Annotated in this window: 8 protein-coding genes; 3 read left to right on the top strand and 5 right to left on the bottom strand. The window is 40.1% G+C overall.

Annotation, left to right across the window (positions count from 1 at the left end; genetic code table 11):
* Positions 1–70: 70 nt before the first annotated feature.
* The 3 genes from O3607_RS08975 to O3607_RS08965 all read right to left on the bottom strand — a co-directional run bounded on the left by O3607_RS08975 (position 71) and on the right by O3607_RS08965 (position 4,243).
* Positions 71–2,050 (bottom strand): LTA synthase family protein, encoded by a 1,980-nt coding sequence (locus tag O3607_RS08975; RefSeq protein ID WP_371443724.1) that lies wholly within the window; start codon positions 2,048–2,050, stop codon positions 71–73.
* Positions 2,051–2,245: 195 nt separating this feature from the next.
* Complete coding sequence (locus O3607_RS08970; protein ID WP_371443723.1) at positions 2,246–3,481, bottom strand: transcriptional regulator; 1,236 nt, start codon at positions 3,479–3,481, stop codon at positions 2,246–2,248.
* 159 nt (positions 3,482–3,640) lie between these two features.
* On the bottom strand, positions 3,641–4,243 hold the full coding sequence (locus O3607_RS08965) for a bifunctional 2-polyprenyl-6-hydroxyphenol methylase/3-demethylubiquinol 3-O-methyltransferase UbiG (protein ID WP_024065875.1): 603 nt from the start codon (positions 4,241–4,243) through the stop codon (positions 3,641–3,643).
* Positions 4,244–4,726: 483 nt separating this feature from the next.
* On the opposite strand from O3607_RS08965, the gene O3607_RS08960 reads away from it, so the two are divergent.
* The 3 genes from O3607_RS08960 (at position 4,727) to O3607_RS08950 (ending at position 10,488) form a co-directional block, all read left to right on the top strand.
* A complete protein-coding gene (locus O3607_RS08960; protein ID WP_371443722.1) occupies positions 4,727–6,091 on the top strand; it encodes a hemolysin family protein in 1,365 nt (454 codons plus the stop codon).
* 273 nt (positions 6,092–6,364) lie between these two features.
* Complete coding sequence (locus tag O3607_RS08955; protein ID WP_119209020.1) at positions 6,365–7,429, top strand: efflux RND transporter periplasmic adaptor subunit; 1,065 nt, start codon at positions 6,365–6,367, stop codon at positions 7,427–7,429.
* A complete protein-coding gene (locus O3607_RS08950) occupies positions 7,426–10,488 on the top strand; it encodes an efflux RND transporter permease subunit (protein ID WP_371443721.1) in 3,063 nt (1,020 codons plus the stop codon). The genes O3607_RS08955 and O3607_RS08950 overlap by 4 nt, the downstream gene beginning before the upstream one ends.
* A gap of 240 nt (positions 10,489–10,728) precedes the next feature.
* Here O3607_RS08950 and O3607_RS08945 read toward each other — a convergent pair whose 3' ends face one another.
* A complete protein-coding gene (locus tag O3607_RS08945) occupies positions 10,729–11,046 on the bottom strand; it encodes a YbjQ family protein (RefSeq protein WP_024066084.1) in 318 nt (105 codons plus the stop codon).
* A gap of 125 nt (positions 11,047–11,171) precedes the next feature.
* Entirely contained in the window at positions 11,172–12,653 is a 1,482-nt protein-coding gene (locus O3607_RS08940) for an amino acid permease (RefSeq protein ID WP_314363872.1), read from the bottom strand.
* Positions 12,654–12,658 lie beyond the last annotated feature (5 nt).

The following is a 12,658-nucleotide window of genomic DNA, read 5'->3' as shown; positions in this document are numbered from 1 at the left end:
CTTTAATTTACTATGTAGATAATATGGTAGATACAAATATGATATCTACCATATGTATCGTATACAAAAATTATTGAATACTATCCCCATGTTTGATACGCCATGCTGCGAGTTCGCGCATGTTTTTAATCATATCCCCATAGGATTGAGGCATATTTGTGCCTTGTTCCATAACTTTTCCACTGTTATCGAGATATAGTCTATGGTTAAAGACGAATTCCTCTTGTGTAAACAAGCTTGGCACCATCGCTTCATAGGTTTGACCAGGTCGCCCCGCTAGTTCTGCCAAGGTTGGAATAATTTGAATGCTCATGCCAAACGCATTAGGAGCAAGCCAGTCTTTATGAATACCGCGACCGTAGAAGATAATCGGAATCGTAGATGCCACATTAGGCCCTACTTCACGGGCAAAGGTAAATCGTTCACTATGGTCCCCAGTGATAACAAAGAGTGCAGAAGGATCTGCTTTTTCTTCACTGGCGATGAACTCGCCCATCACATGGTCCGCATACCAAATATGACCCATTTCGTTCAATTGCTTGTCAGTTTCTGCAATTGTATCAGGCAAATGGCCTTTTACCTTGTTCACATCATACCCTTCCTTAGCTACATTGATGCTATACGGCGGGTGATTAGAGGTGGTCATGATGACATTGAGGATTTTTTCCCCTCTATGTTGATCCATATACGCAGAAATCGCTTTAAACAAGTCTTTATCGCCTACACCCCACGCATTGCCGTCTTCGCTAGGCATTTCAGACGCATCGTGGAATTCGTCAAAGCCTTGAGACAAGGTGAAGTTCTTCACGTTTTGCCATGTACTAAATCCGCCGTACCAGAATACAGTTTTATAGCCTAGCTTTTTCATAACAGAACCAATTCCTAAGCCATACGGTTGTTTGAAACTTTCACCTTCGTAATTAGGATATAGACCTGTGTCAGGCATACCTGTGAGTAAACCATTGATAGCAGGCATCGTGCCTGTACCTTGGGCAAGAGCGAGTTGCGTGCTCATCGCTTGAGGACTGGCAGCATATTTACGACCTTGTTCAACAAGGTACGCACCAGGTTCATTATATTCGCTGAGGAATGGCCACAAACCATAGGATTCACCGAGAACGATATTGATAGACTGTGGTTGCTCCGCTAAACGCTCTGTCGTAATAGTTCTTGTGAAAGAACCATCAAAATCCTTACCATTAAATGTTCCACCAATGGCACTGATTTTCTCACTCAATTCTTGAGGGGTTAAGTTGATAACCTCTAACTCCTCCGCGCGTTTTGCAATGCTTTTAACACGATAAAGAGCCTGCACATCGTCGAGGATGGTCTCGTTTAACAAATTAGAACTGAGGCGTGCCGCACTTTCCCAGTTGATAGAATTTGTATAATTAAAAGCACCACCAAATCTAAAGAATAGACCTAGTATACCGATAACAACGGTGAGCCCAATGCCCGTCATCCACTGCGTTTTCTTTGTCTTTGGATACCAAGTAGGACAAACTAATTGAGTATCAGCGTAATCACTATATTTCTTTGTACCCCACGCCAAGAATTTAACGAGGAAATAACATAGGGCTGCGCTCAATACTACTGCCCCAACGATGTACATGAGGGCGTTATATTCATTAATCGCCGTATTTACAATGGCGCTGATATCATCGTTTTTACCATTGATGAGCATCGCATTATAAGAGGAATTGAATATTTTGTAGAATGGAATGCGGCCTAAAAATAGGAATGTCAACAGTACCGTTGCAATGGAATACACAACCTGTTTAATGCGTAAGGACGGCCATTTAGGTACAAAGGTATGCACCAATGTGCCTCCTAAGAAGCCTAGTAAACACAAAGAACCGACTGTCTTGAGACTCAATCTAAAGCCTAGCCATAAGGACGTAAGGATATTCTCCATCGTCACAGATGCTAGCTGTGATTGAAATACTGCAAGAAACACGATTCTAAATGCAGTCAACAAAGCAGAGAAAAAGATAAACACCTTAATCTCTGTTCGTATGCCTTCAAATAATCGTTGCCATCGGTTCATCATTAACCCCTACTGTTCTCATATAACGTAACTACTCTATATTACCTAACTATAATTATGTTGGATATTTCTTACATTTAGGTCCCTTACATCGCTTGCATTTACCGCATCCACGGTCGATAGTTCCAGTACTTGCCGATTTCTCAGCACTAGTACTCTCCTGAGCCTTCTTATGGGCCTTACTATTCCATACGGAAACTATCGTTTTTGCTTTTTTTCGGAACCATCCTTTTCGGACTTTTTATCCTTTTTCTTGTCTTTCTTCTTATCTTTTTTCTTGAAAGTATCCGCCAAAAATACTGTTTTTAACTTGTCATTTAAGACTTTAAGCTTCTTTTCAGCCTTGTCTTTCTTTTTCTTTAACTTATCTTCGGATTTAGAATGTTTGTCTTCCTTAGACTTTTTATGTTTTTTGTCCTTTTTATCCTCTTTAGACTTTTTACCATCTTTGGACTTTTTATCCTCTTTGGATTTCTTGTCACCCTTAGATTTCTTATCTTCTTTAAATTTCTTATCTTCTTTAAATTTCTTATCTTCTTTTAATTTTTTATAATCCTTAGATTTTTTAGATGTATCGTCAGTTCCATTGATACGCGCCCATTCATCATCAACGCGTTTCAATTGTTTTTTAAGAAGCTTTTCCATCTTCTTATTGGCTTTATCTGACTCCAAACCAGCTTTTCCAAATAACAATGCATTTACCGCTGTATATGGATCAATAGAGGACATATCATTTTCATTTATATCATCTTTTTTACTAGATGCATCCTCATTTGTATGGGATGTTTCTGTATCTTTAAATTTTGAAAGTAATACCGAGTTTTCCACATCAAATGGATTTTCTTCATCTAAGTGATGGACTTCTAAGCTTTCCACACCTTCTAATGGATTTACATCCATATGCTCTACAATGTCTTCATCAAGGTCCGATATCTCATGTTGGGAGCTTTCACCAGATCCTGTAAAAAGACCGCCCATAGAATGCAATTCGTTCAATTTAATATGGTTCATGCCCACTGTAGAATCATGCTGCACAGGAATATCCGATAATTGGACCTGTTCCATAGCGTATACATCATTATTATGACTAGCACCCTTGCCAAGATAAGATCCATCAGAAATGATGATATTCTCTTTATCGTCGCCTAACACATTGCCGAACAAATCCTCCTCAAGAGAATCATAGGTATGCAACATAGACATCCGTTTTTGAACCTCTTCAATTTGATTCCACAAATCAACGAGAGAGGATGTATAGTATATGCGTTCCTTAACCTCTAAATAAGCTTGGTAAACAATAGCCAATTCAGTTTCATTGAGTCCCTCTTCGGCACCAATTTCTTCAATCATTTGTTGAATTTGTTGATCTCGATCATAACGTTTAATTAAGGCCTTGCGAATACGTTCAATCAATGCTGTATCGATGATTTCCACGGGTACCTCCAGTCTTCAATACACTCAGCCCTATCCACTCCATTAGCGCATACGAATCAATGTATAGAACCATAAAAAATAATTTGATTTTATAATCTCTAATATATTATTATATCAGAATTTATCTGCTTTTTCCTTAATAATCTAGGTGAAAGTGCCTTAAAAATAGAATAAAACCTCATATACTAAAATTCGTTCCTTTTCATCGCTTTCTTCAAATAAATCGCTACAATCGATAGGTTCTTCCTGTTCCAATCGCACATGGTTATTTAAGAAGTTTTCTACCTCTTCGTTAACATAGTAGAAAAATAGTTTAATTTCACGCGGATGATGATACAGGGAATCAAAAATATTTCCTAGAACGCGCTTAATCGTATGGAGTGCAAAGGGATTAAAGAAAAAGCAACAATCTGCTTGATCTGGCAATTCATAAAGCGCCGCATCACCTAGCACAAAACTTACACGATTGCGAGCTGCTGGGCTTTCACCATTGGTAAGAGCCTTTTCATACAATCGTTCATCGTATTCGATGCCGATAGAGTGACAGCCCGTTTGGTAAGCCATAAAAATGCTAACACGGCCCTTGCCACTGCCATAATCGATGAGAGTATGTTTCTTGCGAATATGACCGCTGTTCGCCAACCGCTCTAAGACGCAATAATCTGTCGGCTCATAAGGATGATGCTCCGTATCGGACCGACTATCATCACGACCGGCTGTTTTTATTTGTAAAACCTGTTCCCATTCCTGTTCACTTGTCATATATCTAATCCCATCATGAGTTCCCAATTGTATGACCTATTTTTAATACTAAATTGATATTTATATATACTATACCCTTATTAGAGCAATATTTACAAATTAAAGGTAATCATGTATCATAATATATGACAAAGGAAGTCAATGTGAGACACGTTTTCACGCAAACAAAAAAGGAGGGTGGCGGCCCTCCTTTTTTTGTGCTAGTTACTGACGAAAGTATCTATCTAGCCACTTGCAGATGTAGTGACAGGTTACACCTGCTACGATGGATACTATTAAGGAAATCAAAGTGTCAAACACGTTTTCACCCCCTTTCTGTTACCAGTCTGGGGCAGTAACACCTATAGTATACAATAAAAGCACCCTTTTGGGTGCTTTTATTGTGTCAAACATTTATTGATGCTAATATGGTATACTAAAGAGTAATATTTCAATATTCTCATGTGCAGAATGATATGTCATTAAAAAGGAGTGTCTACTTACATGGACAGTGATCTGACCTTAGATTTTATAATTATCGTCGTATTAATCATAGCAAACGGCTTATTTTCTATGACGGAATTGGCTATCGTCAATGCTAAAAAACGTAAACTCGAAGAAATGGCAGAGGCAGGCAATGAGCGTGCTAAAAAAGCCTTTGAATTAGCAGAGAATCCAAATAACATGTTTTCTACTATTCAAATTGGTATTACTCTCGTTGGTATTTTAACTGGTTTATATTCTGGTGCGACCTTCTCTGGTCCATTAGAAGAGATTTTAGTAGCTAATATTCCAAGTATTGAGCCTTATGCAGCATCCATTAGTTCCTTACTCATCGTTGCTATCATCACCTATTTATCCCTCGTTATTGGCGAGCTCGTGCCAAAACGATTGGCTTTAAATAGTCCTGAAAGCATTGCTGTTGTTGTATCTAAACCGATTTATTGGTTATCTGTAGCATTGAAACCTATCGTTAGCTTCCTCGGTGTTTCCACAGAATTCCTCTTAAAATTACTAGGTGTGACTGTGAAAGAAGAGGCGCCTGTTACAGAATCCGAAATTAACAAGATGCTTACCGAAGGCGTTGCTATGGGTGCGTATGAAGAAGAGGAACCTATCCTCGTGGAAAATATCTTCCACCTAGCAGATATGAACGCTGGTGACATCATGACACCTCGTACGCAGCTAAAATGGATCGACCTTAATGGCACAGAGGACGAAATTATGGAAGTCCTCAAAAATGCCAATCATTACCGCATCCCTGTAGGTACCGATTCCTTGGACGAACTAAAAGGTCTCATTACCGTATCTGATGTATTGGTACAAATCATGCAACGTCCTAGCGAACGCTCTATTCATGATATTATTGAATCTTGTTTGAAAGAACCATTACTCATTCCAGAATCCATTACGCTTATGAAATTATTGAATGTACTCCGTACAGAAGGCGTTCACGAAACGATCGTTCTCGACGAGTACGGTGGTTTCAGCGGTCTTGTAACCTTACATGACATCATGGAAGAAATCGTAGGTCTCATGCCTTCCGGTGAAGAAGAAATTAAGGAAGAAGAAAATAAAATCATCGAACGTGAAGACGGCTCCTGGCTTGTAGATGGACTTCTCGACGTAGACGAATTCAAAGAATTCTTCCACATCGATGAAGAATTACCAGGCGAGGAAAAAGACTTGTACAAAACAATGGGCGGTCTATTAAACGTTCTCTTTGGTCGCATTCCAAAAGAATTAGACAAAGCAAAATGGAATGGCTATACCTTTGAAGTAGTAGATATGGATAACACCCGTATCGACAAGATTCTTGTAACCTATGAAGAACCTATCGTAGTACAAGAAATAGAAGAAAAAGATTAATACCTACTAACTTATAGATTTATGAGCATTGTAGATATATAAAGAGTGAGTTCTCCTATGGAGGACTCACTTTTTTGTATACCCCCTAGCCGTTTACATATAAATATAGTATTATTAAATTGTATAAAATATATAATTAGACCTAATAGAGCTATTATCTAAAATAACTCTAATGGCTAAAATAGAGTTACTTTCATAAAATATATAGTCCTATGATTACTAATGTGTAGTTCTGCGTCATAGGGCTTATGTGTGGTATAAAGGAGAGATTCTATGAATCAAAAAGTCATAGCAACCATAGGAGCCCTTTTAATAGGAACTGCTATAATCAGTGGTTGCGGATCTGAAAAGCAATCTGAGGATACTAGCCTCAAGGTGCGCACCATCACCATCGGTGAAGAATCTGGTACTACTAGTGCTGGCTATGCAGGCACTATCCATAATAAAACGGAAACAAACTTAGCCTTTCAAATTGGGGGTCGCGTCATCAACAAATTTGTCAATGTCGGTGATACTGTACAAGCAGGCCAAGTAATTGCTCAAATTAATGGTTCAGATACATCAGCTCAAGTACAAAATGCTGAGGGTGCTGTGAAAGCTGCTCAATCGGCCTATGAATTAGCAGAAACCAATGCGAAACGATATCGCGAGCTCTATGCTCAACAAGCGATTAGTAAGTTGCAATTAGATCAAGCAGAAAACCAATTGAATGCCACATCTGCTCAATTACAACAAGCACAGGCCAGCCTCAACTTGAGTAGCAATCAAAATAGCTATACCAATTTGACGGCCCCTGATACAGGTATTATTACTGCTTTCAATATTGAAGCAGGCCAAGTCGTAGCTGCCGGTCAAAGCGTTGGCACCTTAGCGGCCGGTCACGACCCAGAAGCAGTCATTGCCCTTCCCGAACAAGAAATGACCAAGGTTCATGTGGGCAGCCCTGCCAATATTACATTCTGGGCTCTACCAGATGTAACTGTACAAGGTGTGGTGCGAGAAATTTCACCAGTTCCTGACCCTGTGGCCAGAACATATACTGTAAAAATTACATTACAAAATCCACCTAAAGAGGTACAGCTAGGCATGACGGTCAATGCAAATCTATCTACCACAGATAGCACCAATATTTCTATTCCATTGACGGCTCTTGTAAAAGATTCTAATGGCAATAATGCAGTGTATATTATCCGCGATAAGAAGGCTCATCTCGTTCCTATTAAGACTGGTGAGTTCGGTAAAAACTCCGTCATCGTTACATCTGGTTTAGCTAAGGGTGACATTGTCATCACCGCAGGTACCCAACAATTACAAGAAGGGACGGCGGTTAGTCAATGAAACAATTTAACTTAGCCGAATGGGCCCTCAAACATAAGTCCATTATCTACTACTTCATGGCTGTGCTCCTCACCTTTGGTATCTTCTCATACAACCACATGGGGCGTATGGAAGACCCAGACTTTACAATGCGCACTATGGTGGTCGGCGTTGCTTGGCCGGGGGCTTCCCCACAAGAAATGTCGGATCAAGTAACGGACAAATTAGAAGAAAAACTGCGCGATCTTCCGGGCGTGGATTATACAAAATCTTTCACAGATGGCAGCAAATCAGTTATTTATATTAATCTGAAAGAAAACCTACCATCTGATAAAATCCGTCCCGCTTGGGAAGAAGCGCGGAACATGATTAACGACGAATGGAAATCACTGCCGCAAGGCGTTCAAGGCCCTACCATCAACGATAGATTCGATGATGTATACGGCATTATCTACGCCATTAGCGGCGATGAATTCTCCTATGAAGAAAAGCGTCAACAAGCAGAAGACTTAAAACGTCAGCTTTTATCTGTTCCAAACGTTAAGAAAATCAGCCTTATTGGGGTTCAACAACAAACCCTTAATGTAACGATTAATAAGGATAAATTAGCATCCTATAAAATCAGTACACAACAGCTGTTAACAGCTATCAAACAGCAAAGTATGATGGTGCCAGCTGGTATGATTACGACGGATACAAATAATGTATATCTTCGAGTAAACGGTCTATTCGATAGTCCGCAAGCCGTACAAGATATGCCAATTCGCATTAATAATCAAACCTTGCGCCTCGGCGACATGGCTGATGTAACCATGTCCTACCAAGATCCTAGTGCTCCTCAATTCTACTATGAAGGCAAGCCAGCTATAGGTATTGCCATCTCCATGGATGCAGGGGCTAACAATGTAGAATTTGGTGAAGCTATCGATAAAAAGCTAGTAGAGTTGAAGAAAACCATACCTGCAGGCCTCGAACTCAATCAAGTATCTAATCAGCCTCATATTGTTAAGGAATCTATCGGCGATTTCTCTCAATCTCTATTTGAAGCCATCGCCATAGTATTGCTTGTAAGCTTTGCATCTCTTGGCTTACGTACAGGTGTAGTCGTAGCCCTCACCATTCCAGTTGTTGTGTCTACAACGTTCATTTTGATGTATGAAGCGGGTATTTACTTGCACAAGGTTAGCCTTGGGGCTCTTATCTTATCGCTAGGCCTTCTCGTAGATGATGCCATTATCGTTGTAGAAATGATGAGCGTTAAGCTCGAAGAAGGTTGGGGTCACTTTAGATCTGCTACCTTTGCTTACCAATCAACAGCATTCCCTATGCTATCTGGTACGCTCATTACCTGTGCTGGCTTCTTGCCATTAGCATTAGCACAAGGTATGGTAGCAGAGTTTACAAAATCTCTATCCATCGTTGTATTTATGGCTCTCATCCTATCTTGGTTCGCCTCTGTTCTCGTCAGCCCTGTTCTCGGCTATAAAATCATAGAAAACAAGGCTCCAAAACCTGAATCCGAATGGACCAAACGAGACCATATCATGCACAATCTCAGTGTTACATTCTATGATAAGTTTGAAAGACTGTTACATTGGGCTCTAGGTCATCATAAGGTAGTATTACTCATCACCTTAGGTGCCTTTGTGTTGTCTCTACTTTCACTACCATTAATCAAGCAGGAATTTTTCCCATCATCAACGCGTAATGAAATCATCGTATCCATGCAATTTCCTCAAAGTTCATCCATTGAATACACTGCAAATCAAGCAAAAATCATCGATGAACATTTACAAGGTAACGAACACATTTCGACCTTTACATCCTATATAGGACAAGGTTCTCCTCGTTTCGTTCTCACCTTGGAACCGGAATTGCAACGGAACAATTTCTTGCAGTACGTTATCGTTACTAAATCCTTAGAGGATCGCGATAAACTATACAATGAATTGACGCCATACTTAAATGAAGAATTCCCATCTGCCCTCGTAAATACGCAGTTCTTACAAATTGGTCCACCATCCAAATATCCAGTTATGCTCCGCGTTTCTGGACCTGATCAAAAGGTGGTAAAAGAAATTGCCAACAAGGTAAAAGATAAGATGCAAGGCGATAAGGATTTGCATAACATAGCCTTTGACTGGCCAGATACGGAACCAGTAGCCAATATTCATATCGATCCTAACAAAGCTCGCTTACTCGGTATCGATAGCTATGCCGTATCCTTACACTTGCAAAGTTTATTATCCGGTACAAAATCTGGAGAATACTACGAAGGTAACCAAACAATTCCTGTGACATTCCGCTTAGGAGATAATGAACAACACAACTTAAGTGCTCTGTCCTCCTTACCAATTCAAACAGGCAATGGTTCCTATGTACCGCTTAGCCAAATTGCAACCATCACCATGACCCAAGAGGATGGTATCATCTGGCATCGCAACATGATGCCAACCATCAGCATTCACGCTAATGTAAATGCTGGCGTCCTAGGCAATGCGAAAACAAAAGAGGTATATAAATCCTTACAAGACATTCGCGATTCCTTGCCTACAGGATATACCATTGAACTTGATGGGGCAGCTGAAAAGAGCGTAACAGCTGTACAAAATCTGTTAACACCAATGCCGATTATGCTCTTTGTGATCATGACAATCCTCATGTTCCAATTAAAGCGTATCGCCCTCATGTTTATGGCCTTGCTCACAGCGCCTCTCGGATTAATCGGCGTCGTATTAGCTCTGAATATTACGAGAACGCCATTGGGCTTTATGGCTATTCTAGGTATCATCGCCCTTTCGGGTATGATCATCCGTAACTCCATTATCTTGTTAGACCAAATTGAAATCCACAAAGCAGAAGGACAAAAACCACTTGAAGCGATTATCAACTCCGCTACACTTCGTTTCCGTTCGATCATGCTCACCGCTATCGCAGCGATTTTGGGCATGATTCCTCTTATGGGATCTGTATTCTGGAGCCCACTTGCTATCGCCTTTAGCGGCGGCTTACTAGTGGCAACAGTTCTAACACTTATCGTACTACCAGTCATGTATGCAACATGGTATAAGATAAAATAGGTACAATCGCCCAATAAAAGCTACGATTCATTAGTACCTTTATTTTCTAAATAAAAATCCCCTATTCTTTGTGAAAGCTATCTCGCTTACACATTGATTAGGGGATTTCTTTATAAATAAATAACATAAAAAAACAGCAGGACTAAAGCCTGCTGTTTTTTAGTCACAAGAATACATTGCAACTTACTTATTTCCCTTAGGATTATATTAATAATTATATCTGACATAGTCAATTAATTATTAAACTACAACAGCTGTACCATTGCATGTAATCATGAGCATGCCGTTTTGTGCACCTACAGTGCTATATTGGAAGGATACGCCAATAATAGCATTAGCACCCAATTTAGAAGCGCGTTGAGACATTTCATCAAGAGCTGCTTGACGGGCACTCATCAAAGAATCTTCATAGCTGCCGCTACGGCCACCAACGATATCTCGAATACCAGACATAAAGTCTTTCACAAAGTTACGACCTTCTACTACTTCACCAAATACAATACCTTTGTACTCTTGTACAGGTTTGTTTTCAATATGCATAGTTGTGGTAATAATCATAATTGTATCCTCTCTAATTGACTACAATACATTTTGATTAATTATAGCAAGGCTTTCACAAAAATACAATTACAAAAAAAGACCTGCTCACTACATTCATAATGAACAGGTCTAATTATATGTTTTTATCGATCAAAATCGCGGTCTAGGTTAACTTCTTTCAATGGAACAAGTTTTGTTTTCTTGATATATTTGTAACCTAAGTATACTGCGAAGAAGATTGGCAATCCGATGTACGCAACGGATACGCCGTACCAGTCGATTGTATCGCCTGTGAAAGCGGAGTAGTTTTGACCAGCAATGATGATGACGCAAAGGATGAACGCCAAGATTGGGCCAATTGGGAACAACCACGCTTTGTAAGGTAATTCTTTAAGATCTCTACCTTGTGCAATGAAGGCACGACGGAAGCGATAGTGAGATACAGCGATACCAACCCATGCGATAAAGCCGCAAAGACCGGAGATATTAACAATCCAAGTATATGCAGTACCTTCGCCGATGAAGCTTGTAAGGAATGCAAATAAACCGATTGCTGTAGTTAAAATTAACGCTGGCACTGGAACACCACGTTTATTAAGCTTACCAAAGATTTTTGGTGCTTGTCCTTCTTTAGCAAGTGCATACAGCATACGCGTAGAAGAATAGAGACCAGAGTTACCAGCACTGAGTACTGCCGTTAAGATGATAGCATTGATAAAGCTAGCAGCAAAGGCAAAACCAAAGCGGTCGAATACGAGTGTAAATGGAGAAATAGATACATTCTCTACACTAGAATTCAATAGATTTGGATCAGTATACGGAATTAAGAAACCGATAACTATGAAAGCACCGATATAGAACAATAGAATACGCCAGAAGATTGTATTAATCGCTTTTGGCACGTTCTTTTCAGGGTCTTCTGCTTCACCAGCGGCTACGCCGATAAGCTCAGTACCTTGGAAGGAGAAACCAGCCACCATGAAGATAGCGAGGATAGATTCCCAACCACCTACGAATGGTGCTTCCCCTACTGTCCAGTTCGCAAATCCTGGAGATGTGCCGCCAATGCCAAAGATAAGCATAAAACCACAGAACAGGAATACGAATACAGTAATAACCTTGATGCTAGAGAATACATATTCACTTTCACCAAAGGAACGTGTGGATAAATAGTTCAATCCGAATAAAACGAGCAAGAACAGAGCAGACCATACAATGGCAGGCACATCAGGGAACCAATATTTCATGATGAGCGCCCCTGCTAAAACTTCAGCAGCCAATGTAATAGCCCAGTTAAACCAGTAGTTCCAACCTAAAGCAAAACCAAAGGCTGGGTCTACATAGCGTTTTGCATAAGTCCCGAAGGAACCAGGAATCGGCAAGTACGTCGCCATTTCACCAAGAGATGTCATGAGGAAGTACACCATGATACCGATGAGACCGTAAGCTACAAGCGCACCACCAGGGCCTGCTGTACTTACAACTTCACCACCAGCTACGAATAAGCCGGTACCGATAGCGCCACCTAAAGCGATCATATTCATATGACGCGCCTTTAGGGAACGTTTTAAATGTTGATCTTTATTAGAGGTAAACTCTACGTTATTATTTTGATTTTCAGCCATGGGTC

The sequence above is a fragment of the Veillonella sp. 20925_1_51 genome (assembly GCF_041431445.1).
Taxonomy (GTDB): Bacteria; Bacillota; Negativicutes; order Veillonellales; family Veillonellaceae; genus Veillonella; species Veillonella nakazawae.
Note: the sequence above shows the minus strand (reverse complement) of the source record. Positions and strands in the feature narration are given on the sequence as shown.

Coding starts and splice junctions, on each gene's coding strand:
- O3607_RS08975 (WP_371443724.1), bottom strand. CDS start 2,050: ATGATGAACCGATGGCAACGATTATTTGAAGGCATACGAACAGAGATT.
- O3607_RS08965 (WP_024065875.1), bottom strand. CDS start 4,243: ATGACAAGTGAACAGGAATGGGAACAGGTTTTACAAATAAAAACAGCC.
- O3607_RS08960 (WP_371443722.1), top strand. CDS start 4,727: ATGGACAGTGATCTGACCTTAGATTTTATAATTATCGTCGTATTAATC.
- O3607_RS08955 (WP_119209020.1), top strand. CDS start 6,365: ATGAATCAAAAAGTCATAGCAACCATAGGAGCCCTTTTAATAGGAACT.
- O3607_RS08950 (WP_371443721.1), top strand. CDS start 7,426: ATGAAACAATTTAACTTAGCCGAATGGGCCCTCAAACATAAGTCCATT.
- O3607_RS08945 (WP_024066084.1), bottom strand. CDS start 11,046: ATGATTATTACCACAACTATGCATATTGAAAACAAACCTGTACAAGAG.
- O3607_RS08940 (WP_314363872.1), bottom strand. CDS start 12,653: ATGGCTGAAAATCAAAATAATAACGTAGAGTTTACCTCTAATAAAGAT.